This window comes from Nostoc punctiforme PCC 73102 (assembly GCF_000020025.1).
Taxonomy (GTDB): Bacteria; Cyanobacteriota; Cyanobacteriia; order Cyanobacteriales; family Nostocaceae; genus Nostoc; species Nostoc punctiforme.
Genome location: NC_010631.1, coordinates 13,004 through 27,211, shown reverse-complemented (window position 1 = coordinate 27,211; position 14,208 = coordinate 13,004). Strand labels below are relative to the sequence as shown.

The 14,208-nt window shown below is 39.9% G+C and carries 17 protein-coding genes; 9 read left to right on the top strand and 8 right to left on the bottom strand.

Translation table 11 applies throughout. The annotated features are described in order from the left end of the window. Positions 1-13 precede the first annotated feature (13 nt). The 4 genes from NPUN_RS33890 to NPUN_RS33875 form a co-directional block, all read right to left on the bottom strand. Positions 14-316 (bottom strand): type II toxin-antitoxin system RelE/ParE family toxin, encoded by a 303-nt coding sequence (locus NPUN_RS33890; RefSeq protein ID WP_012412936.1) that lies wholly within the window; start codon positions 314-316, stop codon positions 14-16. Further along, positions 316-573 carry a type II toxin-antitoxin system ParD family antitoxin gene (locus NPUN_RS33885; protein WP_012412935.1) on the bottom strand — a complete coding sequence of 86 codons (258 nt, stop codon included), beginning with the start codon at positions 571-573 and terminating at the stop codon, positions 316-318. The genes NPUN_RS33890 and NPUN_RS33885 overlap by 1 nt, the downstream gene beginning before the upstream one ends. 214 nt (positions 574-787) lie before the next feature. Beyond that, positions 788-1,081, bottom strand: coding sequence for a hypothetical protein (locus tag NPUN_RS33880; protein ID WP_012412934.1), 294 nt, complete (start codon positions 1,079-1,081; stop codon positions 788-790). Positions 1,082-1,091: 10 nt separating this feature from the next. Continuing rightward, positions 1,092-2,051: a ParM/StbA family protein gene (locus NPUN_RS33875; RefSeq protein ID WP_012412933.1), complete on the bottom strand. Its 960-nt coding sequence runs from the start codon at positions 2,049-2,051 to the stop codon at positions 1,092-1,094. Between the two features lie 379 nt (positions 2,052-2,430). On the opposite strand from NPUN_RS33875, the gene NPUN_RS44945 reads away from it, so the two are divergent. The 4 genes from NPUN_RS44945 to NPUN_RS40220 all read left to right on the top strand — a co-directional run bounded on the left by NPUN_RS44945 (position 2,431) and on the right by NPUN_RS40220 (position 3,488). Continuing rightward, positions 2,431-2,583, top strand: a complete 153-nt coding sequence (locus tag NPUN_RS44945) for a sigma-70 factor domain-containing protein (RefSeq protein ID WP_086000632.1) — start codon at positions 2,431-2,433, stop codon at positions 2,581-2,583. A 122-nt stretch (positions 2,584-2,705) separates the two neighbouring features. After that, on the top strand, positions 2,706-2,807 hold the full coding sequence (locus NPUN_RS45045; RefSeq protein ID WP_335068073.1) for a hypothetical protein: 102 nt from the start codon (positions 2,706-2,708) through the stop codon (positions 2,805-2,807). 29 nt (positions 2,808-2,836) lie between these two features. Further along, a complete protein-coding gene (locus NPUN_RS43815) occupies positions 2,837-3,004 on the top strand; it encodes a hypothetical protein (RefSeq protein WP_234711184.1) in 168 nt (55 codons plus the stop codon). A 298-nt stretch (positions 3,005-3,302) separates the two neighbouring features. Next, positions 3,303-3,488: a sigma factor-like helix-turn-helix DNA-binding protein gene (locus NPUN_RS40220; protein ID WP_041566570.1), complete on the top strand. Its 186-nt coding sequence runs from the start codon at positions 3,303-3,305 to the stop codon at positions 3,486-3,488. A gap of 136 nt (positions 3,489-3,624) precedes the next feature. Here the strand turns inward: NPUN_RS40220 and NPUN_RS33860 are convergent, their stop codons facing one another. Together NPUN_RS33860 and NPUN_RS33855 are read right to left on the bottom strand one after the other, a co-directional pair. Then, positions 3,625-4,548: a ParB/RepB/Spo0J family partition protein gene (locus tag NPUN_RS33860; protein ID WP_012412932.1), complete on the bottom strand. Its 924-nt coding sequence runs from the start codon at positions 4,546-4,548 to the stop codon at positions 3,625-3,627. Beyond that, positions 4,545-5,321, bottom strand: coding sequence for a ParA family protein (locus tag NPUN_RS33855; RefSeq protein WP_012412931.1), 777 nt, complete (start codon positions 5,319-5,321; stop codon positions 4,545-4,547). Before NPUN_RS33855 ends, NPUN_RS33860 begins: the two co-directional genes overlap by 4 nt. 408 nt (positions 5,322-5,729) lie before the next feature. On the opposite strand from NPUN_RS33855, the gene recD2 reads away from it, so the two are divergent. Then, complete coding sequence (gene recD2 / locus NPUN_RS33850) at positions 5,730-7,976, top strand: SF1B family DNA helicase RecD2 (RefSeq protein ID WP_012412930.1); 2,247 nt, start codon at positions 5,730-5,732, stop codon at positions 7,974-7,976. A gap of 111 nt (positions 7,977-8,087) precedes the next feature. Further along, entirely contained in the window at positions 8,088-8,948 is an 861-nt protein-coding gene (locus tag NPUN_RS33845) for an RNA polymerase sigma factor, RpoD/SigA family (protein ID WP_336884957.1), read from the top strand. 77 nt (positions 8,949-9,025) lie between these two features. On the opposite strand, the gene NPUN_RS33840 is transcribed toward NPUN_RS33845, so the two are convergent. Together NPUN_RS33840 and NPUN_RS33835 are read right to left on the bottom strand one after the other, a co-directional pair. Further along, positions 9,026-12,070: a Tn3-like element ISNpu13 family transposase gene (locus NPUN_RS33840; protein WP_012412929.1), complete on the bottom strand. Its 3,045-nt coding sequence runs from the start codon at positions 12,068-12,070 to the stop codon at positions 9,026-9,028. A 121-nt stretch (positions 12,071-12,191) separates the two neighbouring features. Then, on the bottom strand, positions 12,192-13,106 hold the full coding sequence (locus NPUN_RS33835) for a tyrosine-type recombinase/integrase (RefSeq protein WP_012407621.1): 915 nt from the start codon (positions 13,104-13,106) through the stop codon (positions 12,192-12,194). A 77-nt stretch (positions 13,107-13,183) separates the two neighbouring features. Here NPUN_RS33835 and NPUN_RS33830 point away from each other — a divergent pair, with 77 nt between their 5' ends. The 3 genes from NPUN_RS33830 to NPUN_RS33825 all read left to right on the top strand — a co-directional run bounded on the left by NPUN_RS33830 (position 13,184) and on the right by NPUN_RS33825 (position 14,189). Beyond that, complete coding sequence (locus tag NPUN_RS33830; protein WP_012407622.1) at positions 13,184-13,651, top strand: double zinc ribbon domain-containing protein; 468 nt, start codon at positions 13,184-13,186, stop codon at positions 13,649-13,651. A gap of 56 nt (positions 13,652-13,707) precedes the next feature. Next, positions 13,708-13,845 carry a sigma factor-like helix-turn-helix DNA-binding protein gene (locus NPUN_RS39685; protein WP_234711183.1) on the top strand — a complete coding sequence of 46 codons (138 nt, stop codon included), beginning with the start codon at positions 13,708-13,710 and terminating at the stop codon, positions 13,843-13,845. Positions 13,846-13,937: 92 nt separating this feature from the next. After that, on the top strand, positions 13,938-14,189 hold the full coding sequence (locus NPUN_RS33825) for a hypothetical protein (protein ID WP_012412928.1): 252 nt from the start codon (positions 13,938-13,940) through the stop codon (positions 14,187-14,189). Positions 14,190-14,208 lie beyond the last annotated feature (19 nt).

Genomic DNA, 14,208 nt, shown 5'->3' with positions numbered 1-14,208 from the left:
ATTGAAAAACGACTTACTCATCATCTTTTTCAAAAAGGCTTTGAATGTCTCTTGCCCCATGTATAACACGAATGACTTCAATACCTTGGTTTATAGTCCGGTAGAAAATTAGATAATTCCCTACTGGAAAACTCCGCAGATTTGGTGTTAAGGAATCGCGTTTTCTTCCCATACCGGGGTTTGATGCCAACATTTTAAGCTGACTGTCTATTTTTTTTAGAAGCTGATCTGCTTTATCAAAGCTGTCACTGGCAATAAAATTCCAAATATCCAATAAATCAGCTTGTGCTAACGGTTTTATAAGAATTGTCGCCATTATGGGGATTCTCTCGTCTGCCGTTGTTGTTTCGCCAATTCGATAATTTCATCCATGTTTAGCGGTGTAGATTCTCCGCTATCAATCCCCTGCTGTATCTCCCTACCTAACTCGGCAAGGCGTATTGCTTTGAGGGCATCCTGGTCTTTGAGCAGGCGCAGACCTTCACGGATCACTTCACTAGCCGAAGTGTACATACCGCTTTCAACTTTGGATTGCACCCACTTTTCCAGTTCTATGGTCAGAGAAACGTTCATCTGCTACCTCTTGATAGGCTCATAGCAATAATCCTACCGGGAATAACAAAAAATGTCCAACTTTGTTATTACTGGAGTTGAATAATGCCCAAGTAAGAAAATTAAGTTGCAAAAATTATTACATTAATTGTTACATTTGAGGGTTACAGTTGAGGTCTGGCAAAGCTTTCAGGGCTAATCACCTTTCTTTAGCGTTGCCAACTTCCTTTGACGATTACAAATCAAAATCAAGGCTGAATGTTTCCCCTGAAGAATCTTCTTCTTCTTTCTCCTCTGGAAATGGAGTTGCAGTCCAAGACGTGAGTTGGTTTGATTCCGTATTAATAGGTGGGGAAGGTAAAAGTTGTGCAGGTAATCCAGCCTTGATGAAAACAAAATAGCAATCAACGATAAAGTAAAGGGTGTCCAGGTAGCTTTTATCTAGTTTTTGCGATTCTGCAAATATGCGCTCTCGGTAATTATCTTTGAGGCGAATTTTTTCCGGTGCTAAGTCTTTTTTATCTGCCATTGTTATAACTTTACTTAAAAGATGTAGTAGTTGGGTTCTTACTGTTAATGGTTTTTGCCATCTCTAAAAGCCCAGAGACATTGGCTTCTACCGGATTGTCCAGGATTTTGAAGCCGTTTTTCTCCAATAGCTTCTTAAATCCTGGTAAGAGGCAGCCTCCACCAATCGCCCAGATTTCATCCCCCTGGTGCTTGGCATCCAATGTCAGATTCACCACTTTCTTCAAGTATTTTTCATACCAATCTTTCAAAGAAGCACTGTATATATCTTTGATATCGATGTCACGGCTGTATCGGGTATGCCCCATTTCCAAACAAAATCGGATTTTGGATGGATCTCCGATTTTTCCGCCATTCAAATGTTTCATTTTTTGGGAAATATCATCGATGAGAACTTCTACACCAATGGGGTAAGCAGTATGAACTTCTCGCTGACCCCGGTTATAACGAGAATACAGGGTTGTTCCATTGCCAAAGTCTAAAATGGTTAATTTTTTTGGTAGTGGATGCCCAAACAATGCACCCATACCCTCTAGTACAACTTTCAGCACTTCTACTTTTACGTCTGATTGTTTGCCAGCAAGTATTGGCTGATATTCTCCATTGAGTACTTTTTGTAATTCTTCAGCCAGACCGACATCATGTAAGCTGACGACTAATTTTAAGTGCCAAGCTTTACGGTGTGGTAGATGTGCCAATGCACCCAATAAAGTCAATAATGCGTTGTTGACTTTATTTTCATTATTGTCTGTGTTGCGGTCAAAATAATTCCCTGTCCGGTAAGCTGACTCTCCAACTGTGTAAGCAGTACCGTTAAAAACTACGCGCCCTGGAACATCTTCCATCTCGGCATTAGTTATATAGCTGGGGACACGAACTACTTCAAAGCCATCGACTAAAAGTTTGAGGCTTCCGTAACCGTTATCGAAACCCGCAGGAAAAATTTTTTGCAACGTGTGAATGTTTGACATAAATACAAAAGTAATACACTTTGATTTTTGAAAATTATCTGTTCAAGCGATCTGCAAGAGCAAGAGAAAGGAGAATAAAATAACTTCACCCTTATTTTCCCAACTCAAGAGCTTATCATAACCCCTTGGGGGCTAAATGGGGTATAAAATATTAATTAGTCAAATATACCCTACTTAGCACCTATATACACCCTATATAGGGGTCAAAATATCCCAAAAATCCTGAACTATTGTTGGGGTATATATAGCCCCCATGTAGCCCCCAATAAGAATTTTTGAAATCTTTTTTATCAACGCAGCAGAAATTAATTTAGATGGTTGACTCTTTGATTTATACTCTACTATCTATGTCTTTGTTAGCAATTTATTTCCTTGCAAGATGTCTAGCCAAAGCTCTGATCCACTTGGAATTTACCTACGAAAAATTGGTCGCTTCGAGAGGCTATTGCCGGAACAAGAAATTTTCTATGCACGACAAGTAAAGCTATGCTGGCACAAGATGAGCAAAATAATCTTCTCATGCAACGGCTAAAGCCTTCTCCAACTATGGCTGAACTTGCTGCCGAGGCGAAGAAAACAGAAACATAATTAATCCAAATCCTTGAACAAGGTCAACTAGCTAAACAAAAAAAGATTACTGCCAATCTCCGGTTAGTGGTTGCTATAGCTAAAAAGTATCATTGGAGTAAGCCGGAATTTCTGGATCTGATTCAAGAGGGAGCTATTGGTTTACTTTCATGCGGTAGAGAAGTTTGATCCGAATTGCGGTTATAAATTTTCTACCTATGCAAAAGGCGTGGATTCGACAGGGAATTACCAGAGCCGTTGCAAAACAATTGCACACTATTCGCTTACCGCATGACTTGACCAAAAGATTGATGCAAATCAAAAAAGCAGATATCGAACTTTTTCAAACCTTGGAACTAATACCAAATTATTGTGAAGCTGCATAAATCCATTAAAGGCTGCAAGGCTTGTGAAGTAAAGGTTTTAGCTTTCTTATTCTATGCAACTTCATACAAAATTGGTATAAAGCCCATTATTACAGAAATAAGTACGGTTATTGACGTATGTTCTAAGCAAATCTCCAAATGTCTCAACGCATTTCGTCCGCTACTTTCTTTAAAGTTAGGAATTGGGGAGGAGCAAGAAACTTAACTACAAGAGATATTAGCTGACGAAAGAATCTCCGTACAAGAGTACGTTGCCCTAGAATGTCTCCAGTCAGATTTACAGGATTTATTAGCTACCTTGAAGCCAAATCAACGTTTTGTTTTAATTTTACAGTTTGGTCTGGAGGGCGAGGACAAGCTGACTGCAAAACAGATTGCACAAAGATTCAATCTCAGTCATTCCAAGGTACGCTCTGCCTATGGGCAGGGTATCAAAGCTTTACAACGTGAACAAGATCAGATTAAAGATTATTTGGCTAGTTAAAAACTGTTTATGGCCAAGGAGAAGGAATCGCTGTTGTTGAAAGTACTTCTGGCGTATTCAGTCTAATCGCCGTTTGCTCACATTGGGGACATCTGAGTCTTAGACAGAATAAGGTGCAGTAACTTCTAGTCCAGTTTTAATCATCCTCGTTAATTAAAATTTCTATTTGAGCAAACAATAATTCAAGCTTCTTGCGCTTTTTGGGATTATCCCATAGCTTTGATTTTTTCATTTTCTTATAGGTAGAATCTATTTGCTTCTCTAATTCCTTCTCTTCTGTTGACGACTTACGGGTTTTCAAGCGTTCTCGAATTTCATTTAGTGATAAATTTTGTAATATCGCCTCTTCCAATAAAGCAATACGTTCTGTCTTTTCTTTCAACTTAGCGATTACTTTAGCTTTTGTGTATTCAATTTTTCCTTGGCGTAGAACTTCTAAAATTTCATCAGGCAACCGCAAGAGAGGAAGTCTGTTAGCAGTGAACGACTCCCATTCCATAAGCCCCAAGCCTGTAAAAATCATTTTTACATCCTCTGCATCAGAATTACTGATAACGTTATCAGTAACTTTTCCCGCCAAAATATTTTGCATTTTATAAAGTAAAGATATAACTTCTGGCACTCTCTTATCTAGTTGAAGTGCTATAAGTTCTAAAATACCTTCTGTTTCTTCAATAGGATTGAGATCGTCTCGCTGTAAATTTTCTACTAATGACAGTTGCAGGGCTTCCTGATCATTCAAGGAACGTGCAATTACAGGTACTTCAGTTAATCCTGCTAAACTAGCTGCTCTGTAACGCCTCTCTCCAGCTACCAACTCATATTTATCGTTAGATAAATAACGGACTAACAATGGTTCTAAGATGCCATGTTCTTTAACCGACTGTACTAACTGCTCTAGCTTTTTTGGATCAAAATAACGGCGAGGCTGCTGAACAGAGAGTTGGATTTTTTCGATAGTGACAAACTGTCCACAGGGAACAGTGTCAACAGACTCCCCAATCAAAGCTTCTAATCCCTTAAGACGGCGACCATAAGGCTTGTCACGCTTTATACTCATAATAATTTCTCGAGCCCTTTAACAATTTTTTTTAGGATTGATAAAGCTGGATGCTTAGGATTAAAGATTGCCAAAGGAACATTTTCTTCAGCAGCATCAGCAAAAGCAGTAGATCGAGGAATTGGGTCATAGACTATCCCAACCTGTGACAATTGTTCTTGAATAGCTAATAGTGTTCGTTCATCTTGGCTATTACGTGAATCAAACATCGTTGGGATAAACCCAGCAATTTTTAGCTTTCGATTTGGAAGAGACTTAACGCGTGTTACTGTATTTAAGAGTAATTCTGTCCCCAAGAATGCCTTGTATTGCGTCTGGATCGGCACTAAAACGTGAGTTGATGCCACTAAACTGATATAAGTAAGAATGCCTAAACTAGGGGGGCAGTCAATCAAAATAAAATCATACTGTTCGCTTACAGGTTCCAAAGCATATTTAAGACGTAAATCACGCATATCTGCTACTACTAACTCTAATTCAGCTGAAGTCAGATCCTGAGATGACGGAACAAAATCCATCCCATGAATTTCTTTAAGAATTGGTAGTGCTTCCTGATCAATCACTGCATTATAAATGGTTTTTTCTTGGGATTCAGGCACAATTCCCATAAAGTTAGTAAGTGAAGCTTGAGGATCTATATCAATTAAAAGAACTCGGTAGTGATGCTTGGTTTTAGCAGGCTTTAATTGTGCTAAGTGATAACCAAGATTAATCGCTAGAGTGGATTTCCCAACTCCACCAGCTTGATTAAATAAACAAATGATAAGGCTCACTAAATTGGCTCACTTCTAATTTCGACTAACTTTTTCTTGAAAACTAGATTATAACGACAACGGAGTAAGCACAGATAATATTTGACTATCTAAATTTGGACTTTCATAAGCTAATATAGTTGAATTAGCTCAAAAGCTTATCATCACTTCGTTTCAAATAAATTAGGCCGGTCTACTCTGCGTTGCTGTCCAACTAGCCACCGTAGTTCTACCACGAAATTAGATGATTTCATCAAAATCAAGATTGAGGTAACGTGCGGTGTCAATCTCTCTTCGTTTCTGAAGATAGGATCTGATGTATTTTGTGCTTCTTCGTTCCACTAATTTCAGGCAGGCAACTTAGTATTTATGTACTATAATTAACTGACTTCCAGTATTATAATAATGTGCGGCCTCTTCTAACAGGCAATGTTCACTCCTCCTAATCTTTCCGCTCAACAAATAAGTGCCTTACCTCAACACGAAACAATCATCGGAGTCGTAGAACGTTTAACTTTTTACTCTGCTGAGTCAGGCTACACTGTGGCAAGGCTGACTCGTCCGCGTAGCAACGAACTCACAACAATCGTTGGCAGCTTTGCTAACATTCAGCCAGGGCAGACCTTACAACTAACTGGTTTCTGGCGTGACCATCCACAATTTGGCCCCCAATTCCAAGTAGTCAACTACAAAGAAACCAAACCAGCTACTCTCACTGGAATTGAAAAATATTTGGGTAGTGGGCTGATTAAAAGTGTTGGCCCAGTAACAGCCAAGCGTATCGTCGCTCACTTCGGTTTAGAAACGCTCGACATCATCGAAAATCAGATTGAACGACTGATTGAAGTCCAGGGTATTGCCAAAAAGCGGATCACTCTCATTAAAAACGCCTGGGAAACTCAAAAAGCGATCAAAGAAGTTATGGTGTTTCTCCAGGGGCATGGCGTTTCTACCACTTATGCTGTAAAGATTTACAAGCAATATAAAGATGAAGCGATCGCCACTGTTACCAAAAATCCCTACCAGTTAGCAGCCGACATCTACGGTATTGGCTTTCTGACTGCTGACAAGATTGCAAGAAATATCGGAATTGCCCCTGACTCAGAATTTCGTTACCGTGCGGGGATTATCCATTGCCTTAGTGTTGCTGCCGAAGATGGCCACTGTTACTTGCCACAAAGCGAATTGATTGAGTCGGTAATCAAACTACTGACTACCGAATCTCACCAGCCCACAGAAGAAGCGGTAGCGATAGTTATTAAAGATATGGCTCTCGCAGACGAGCTGATTAGAGAGCGGGATGAAGAAAAAACACTACTTTGCTACAAGCCGACTTATTTTCATACGGAACAGAATTTAGCTCAACTGATCCGCCAACGTTTAGAAAAGCCTGTTGATACTGACATTCCCCGCGTCCGCGCCTGGATTGAGCGCTTCACCACTAGCCGTCAAATTCAGCTTTCAGAACAGCAACGCTTGGCAGTAGAAACAGCAGCTTATTCCAAAATCACAATCCTCACTGGTGGCCCTGGCGTTGGAAAAACTTTCACTACCCATACTATTGTCTCACTTTGGAAAGCAATGGGTAAATCTATTGCCCTGGCTGCACCTACGGGACGGGCTGCTCAACGCTTGGGTGAAATGACGGGGCTGGAAGCTAAAACTATTCATCGCTTGTTAGAATTTGATCCCCGCTCAATGGGTTTCAAGCGCGATAACGAAAATCCTTTACCCCACACGGCAATTATTGCTGACGAAGCATCGATGCTTGACTTGTTTCTAGCTTACTCTTTAGTTAAAGCAGTATTGGCTGGCGCTCTACTGTTATTGGTAGGTGACATTGACCAGTTGCCGTCAGTAGGGCCAGGTCAAATACTCGCTGACCTGATTAATTCGGGGCGAGTTCCTGTGGTGCGGTTAACTCAGATATTTCGCCAAGCCCAAACCAGTGCAATTATCACTGCTGCTCACCAAATTAATAGAGGGCAGTATCCCACAATCGAGCCAATTTCTGATAATCCCGTGTCTGATTGTATTTGGCACGGCGGCGGACATCAGCCGGAACATGGAGTACAAGCAATCTGTGAATTAATCACAGATTTAATTCCCCGCTTAGGTTTTAATCCGGCTACTGATGTTCAGGTACTTTGCCCAATGACGCGGGGTGTAGTTGGGACTCGCAACCTAAATACCGTATTGCAGCAGTTGATTAATCCGCCCAGCCCCAACAAAGTGGAGATTAACAGAGGTGGAAATTTGTTGCGAGAGGGCGATCGCATCATCCAACTAACCAACGACTACAACCGCGAAGTCTTCAATGGCGATTTAGGAATAATCCTCACCATTGATACTATTGAGCAAGAAGTTACAGTGCAATATGGTGAGCGGACTGTCATTTATGATTACGCTGACCTGAATGAAATTGCCCTAGCATGGTGCGTGACTATTCATAAAAGCCAGGGGTCAGAATATCTAGTGGTGATTGTGCCAATCTACATGCAGCACTATATGATGTTGACCCGGAACCTGTTTTACACCGGGCTGACCCGTGCCAAGAAATTAGCGATCGTGGTTGGCGCAAAAAAAGCGATATCTTTAGCGGTGCGTTCTACCGATGACCAACAGCGCTACACACGGTTACAGCAGAGGTTACTTCATGCTGGACTAGATTGGTAATATGTTTTGACTATTAAAAATAGAAAACTTCAATGAACTATCTGATTTATACTTTTAAATTCCCTGGTTTAAAAAAGTCGAAAAGTTTGTATGTCCAGCCTCAGTTCAGACATGGTTCGCATCTATTTACAAGAAATTGGTCAGTATCCTTTATTAAAGCCAGAGGAAGAAATTGCTTATGGTAGACAGGTACAACAAATGATTGCGATTGAGCAATCCAAAAATGAACTCATCCAACAGCTAGACCGGGAACCAACAATGACAGAATTAGCCAATGCTGTCGCTCAAACTGAGACACAAGTCCGAGCAGCGCTACACCTTGGTCAAAAAGCTAAACAAAAAATGGTGACAGCTAACCTGCGGCTGGTAGTTTCTGTTGCCAAGAAGTATCAGAACCGCAATTTGGAATTTTTAGATTTGATCCAAGAAGGAGCAATCGGTTTGCAAAGGGGTATAGAAAAGTTTGATCCCAACCGGGGCTATAAGCTATCAACTTACGCCTACTGGTGGATTAGTCAAGCAATAACCAGAGCAATTGCAGAACAATCCCGCACTATTAGATTGCCTGTGCATCTAACCGAAATTCTTAATAAAATTAAGAAAGTACAGCGAGAAAGCTTTCTAAAACTCGGTCACCATGCCACTGCTGAAGAAATAGCTGCATCTTTAAATATCAGCCCCGATAAGCTTCGAGAATATCTCAGTGCCTCTCGTACAGCCATTTCCTTAAATAAAAAAGTGGGAGATGAGCAAGAAACAGAATTGGGCGAAATTTTAACAGACGTTGGTGTTTTACCAGAGAAACTACTCACCCAAGAACTTCTATCGCAAGACGTAGTTAAATTATTAGAACCATTGACACCGATTCAGCGTCAAGTGTTGACTTTAAGCTTTGGTTTGGAGAACGATCGGCATTTTAATCTCGCTCAAATTGGGGTAAATATAGCGAAGCTGTCACCAGGGGCAAGATAGGCTGAAAGTACTGCGGTGGATGACTTTCAGACTATAAGATTAAGAGACATACGAACAAAGCGTATTTTTAGACACATTTACCCCGTCTCAATTGGCAACCTGACATTAAGATCCAAACGAAAAGTACCATAGGGATTAACGTGACCCCAAATTAAAGGCGAAAGCGCCCGCAAATCCTCCAACTTCATCAACTTCATCCATTGTGGTTGGGACAAAACCTCCTGAATCATCAACGTATTTATATATACCAAAGATATCTGGAGTAAATGCAGAGATAACACAGCTAATTCTTGGTCAGACAAACGATTAGTAGCAATCTCCCCACCCTTGCCGTAAAAAATAAAACTGTTAGCACTATTCCAGTTCTCCACCACGTTGAGTCCAGCATTTATCTCTTGTCGCAGTTCAACCGAATGCAGGTATTTACATAAAAATATAGTTTTTACAGCCTTGCCCAATTCCGCCAAGGCTTGATAAGTAGGGTGTAATAAATTACCCCTAGTAAAACGCTTTAAGATGGCTTCAGTTTCTGCCATACCCAAACGCAAAGCAGTAGCATACTTCACCATTTGGTCGTATTGTTGGCGAATTAAATCCCAATTAATAGCGCGAGTTAAAATAGGTTGCAAGTTTGGATAAGCATCATTATTTCCAGTTGAAGGACGGTATAATTTCTGAACATTGATACGTTTAAGACGCGGCATTAACTGAAAACCCAGTAAATGACAGAAAGCAAAAGCCACTTCATTTTGACCGTGACTATCCACATAATTTGTCTCCACTTTCATCTCAGTACAGTGGCGTAATAATCCTTCAATCATGGCTGCCACTTCAGAAGAAGAACAAGTTTTTAACTGTGAATAAATACAAACAGAATTCTTCTCAACGTGCCAATAAATCATCACACCTCTTCCACCATAACGGATGTGCCACTCAGTCATTAAGTTTTGATCCCAAGCACCAAACTTTTTCGAGTCAGAAGCACAGGCGGTTGTACCCTCTCCCCAAATAGTAGAAATTCTGGCAGTAAAAATTGCATTTGCAATACAGGCAATAGCATTACGTAATTGTTCTTTCTGAATAAAATGACGCTTAACATGGAGTAAATCTTGATAATTGTCGCCTTTAATCTCATCACTTAAACGCTTTAATCCAGTATTCGTTCCTAAACCATATAAACAAAGTAGCAAGCGTTTTTGTAAAGTATATTCGCCTAAAACCTCTCGTGTTGATACACTCTGAAAGTGTTGGCTAAACTTAACTCGCAAATCAGTCTCTTTCAGAATATCTAAGAGGCTAGTCATGCGCCAACGCCTAGTAATTTCAGTTTTCAACCTAGTCAAATTAGTCGGTTCATTTTGAGGATTCAGAGGAGAAACACAAATTCGACTTTTGCCTGTCGTTTTAAGTGTGACTAAACTATTTTTAGGTATTCCTTTATCCAGTAAAGTTAATGATTGCTCCAAAGATTGCTGTAAATTAGCAATAAAGACTTCTACATCGGATGGTTGTTTCAAAGCTTGGAAATATTCTAATCTTTGCGCCTCAAAATCAGCAGGTAAATCTTCTTCAGGGTTTCTGTAACGATTAGCTCCTACAACCCATATTTCCTTGCATCTCAGCTTTTCTCTCAATGCTTGCAGCACGCTCAACTCATAATTAATGCGATTAACTTTGATTTCATCGTCTGCTCCCGTCTCTAATATAATTTCTTGCCAACCACTACGTAATACCCCCTCAATGGGTATATCTTCTCCAGCATCATAATAACGCTGTTTACTATCAGCATACTTTTTTAGTAAAGATATCGCTTGAATAACTGGACGATGAACTTCATTATTTGAACGAAATTCGAGCTTGTTTAAAATTAACGGTAAAATTCGCCGATAATATCCACCATAAGAAGAGCGCATCACCGTATAAACTTTCTCACGGTAAGCATTCCCTGTAGATTTATACTCTTTCACTAAATTCTTGAGAGTCACTTCACTTACTACAGGAAAAATCACATCCTTGACTGTGCCATCAGGTGTTTTCAAGGAAGCTTCTGCCATTTGGTATAGTAGATTATTCTTCCCATGAACCCGTTTAAAATCCTGAATAAGCTCTTTATCTACACGTTTTTCTGCATTCACACCTATGCGATGGACAATCTGAATGAGTAACTCTACTAAATTATCTATAACTTCTTGACTTCTGAGCCAACAAAAAGCTGTAAATAGTGTGTAGCGAATATGTTCTGGGTGACGGCGTAAGTCACGAGGATGTTCAACAATTACCCGACTTTTATAGACTTGGAGAACTTTGGTAGAGATGTTTTTAAATAAGTCTGTTGGTAATTCTAATTGCTCAAAAATCTCTAATTTAGCAACTTCCTTTTGAAAACTTTCTACACCAATTCTCCCTGGGTCTGTTTTTAATTCAGCCCATGTTAATCTAGTCACTTCAGTGTTTATTTCTGAGTTATTCGTGTCATCTAACTGTTGAGATAATTGGATATCTCCTGGATTATTCAGTTGTTTATCATGATTTGTTTGTGTGGTATCATCTAATTCCTGATCGGAAGCTTTCTCTTTCAAAAAATCATTTATCCACTTTTTATATTGGTTAGATAGTTGGGAAGTTATGTCCCGAAAAAATTTAGATTCAAAATTTCTGATAGCAGAGCGAATGATACGTTCTAATCTGGAATCTGTCGGTGGTTCAAGTTTTAAATTCCGTAGTCTCGCTACTGCTGCAAGTTTTAGCTGTTCAAATTTTAACTCATAAATTAGTGCTTGTTCTGCTAACCAATTAGTTAACTCAAAAGCATCACTAACTTTGGTTTCTTGAAATCCAAAGAATTCTCTAATTTGAGCGCGATGATATTTTATGGAGCGTCCTTGCCAATCGTAGTAAGAGTACTTTTGGGGGGAAATATCTAAAAGTTTGGCAACATAATCAACAACATTTTGGGAGATTTCTTGATTATTCTCAGGAAATCTGGCATAAATCTCAAAAAACTTGAGCAATATAGCAAAACCTAACCGATTTTCGTCGTTTTTCTGATTCAGTAGTGCTAATTCAAGAGGGAGTAGCGTCCAATACTCTACTAATTCTTCTGGCTGCCAGGTTTTTTTCATTAAGTCTCACTCTTCAACCAAACAGTATTCTATCTTCTTTGGGGTAACAATCTTTAACTGAGATAAAATGCTGTTTCTCGATGAAAAACATACTGGAACTGAGTGATTCTATATAATTGCCCTAAAGGTCAGCTTTTTGGTCGGAATTAATCAGTATATTCAAGGCATGACGTGCAGCTGATTCTGATTTCTGTGAGGTGACTTTAGCGTAACGTAAAGTTGTTTGAATGCTTTCATGTCCCATTAATGAGCATAATTCCTCAATACTGATTAACCCCACTCGTTCTGTAGCAAATGTATGTCGTAAATCGTGAATGCGAACTCCTTGAAGGTGTGGATACTTATTGGTTGTCTCCCGCCAATAATCATGCAATGTATGGTAGCTGATTCTACTTACTTTTCGGGTAACTGGATGTTGTGCTGTAAACAAGGCATTCGTATTTTGATGCCGTGAGTATTTCAAGTATTTAGCAAGCATTGAGGCTGCGTCATCACTGTAAAAACACCAGCGTTGTTTGTTGCCTTTACCTAATACTTGAAATTTCTGGTTCTTGATATCTACAGAATCTATGTTTAGGGCTAAAAGCTCTCCTATTCTGCATCCTGTGCGATGCAGTAAATGAACTATCGTACTTAGACGTAAGTCATCTTTTACGGCAGAATATAGTATATTTAGTTGTGATTGTGTTAGATATCTTATTGTCTCGTCGCTTTTATGTTCGCCTTTCTCTCTTTCAGGTAGACGTTGTTTTAGTCCCCGGATAGGGTTGGATTTTATATACCCTTGTTCTACTGCAAAGTTAAGCAAACTTTGTAATATTGCTTGATGCTTGTGGTGTGTTGTGTATTTTAAATGACTGAGATTATTTAGATACTCAACTAATGTTTGCTTACTGATAATTTCTATTGACCAACTTCCATACTTTTGCAGTAAAAGTCCGAGGGTCAGTTCATAGGTTTCTCTAGTACTTGGTGCTAGACCAGGACGCTCTAGAAATTCGGTCGTGACAGTGGCTAAAGTTACAGCCGATTTCACGGTTGTTTCTGTATTCTCTCGCTTGGTTTTTTATTGATAAATTATATATCTTTTTATGAGTTAGCCCTGAGCTTTTTATGGATACTTTTAAAACTCCCAATAGCGATGAATCCCTTGCTAGTTACGTGTCACGGGTCAGGAAGAAACTCAATTTAACTCAGTCTGAGTTGGCGGATGCTGCTGGTATACATGGACGCTCTGTCGGGAAAATCGAGCGAGGACTTACGCTTAAAATTAATCGTAGGACACTTCAAGGGTTAGCGATCGCACTTGGCGTACCTCAAGAATATTTTGATGCTGTGATCAAGGGTGAGGAAGTATCTCAGGTTAGAGGGGTTAAGTTTTGTCCCCAATGTTGGAATCCTGGCGCGGCGGTTGACCCTATGTGGAGTCATATCAAAGCCAAGTTTTGTTATCTCTGCGGTACACCGATTCGAGCTAACTGTGCGAATTGCGGTGAGTTGGTGTTGTCTTTGAGACACCGATTTTGTCCAATTTGTGGCTGTGCTTATAAAACGCCTGTCAAAACCGCTAAAATCCAATAATCAACTCTTTTTCTCAAACCCAGACTCCACAATACTTTCAGCCTATCTTGCCCCTGGTGACAGCTTCGCTATATTTACCCCAAATTGGTAAAGAGCTAAACCTAAGCCGAGAGAGGATTCGTCAAATCCAAGTCAAGGCGATAGGTATTCTCCGTCGTCAGCGCAATGACATCCAAGAGTATTTATTTGATTAAGTAAAATTACTTTAGTCAGATGACGCACGGATCTTGCAGAACTAAGATGAAAAACTATATTAAAGAAGTAAGGACACAACAGTAATCAATCAATGCCCAGCAAAATTATTGATGTCAAAGAGTACACCGTCAGAGCGCACAAGCGGGAAATTCACACCCGCGTTTTCAACTTCGTATGTAAGCAGTGCGAACAACCCACACAACGAGAAACCTTTGGTGTTCGACCACTCTACTGTGAGCAATGCCGTCCGCCACAGGCACCTAAGCAATCGAAAGTAGTGCCTATAGGCAAAAGGAAACCCAGGGCTATGACCTACAAGAGTGGGAAAGGTATTGAGGGGTAGAATATCAATTAAGTAGCAA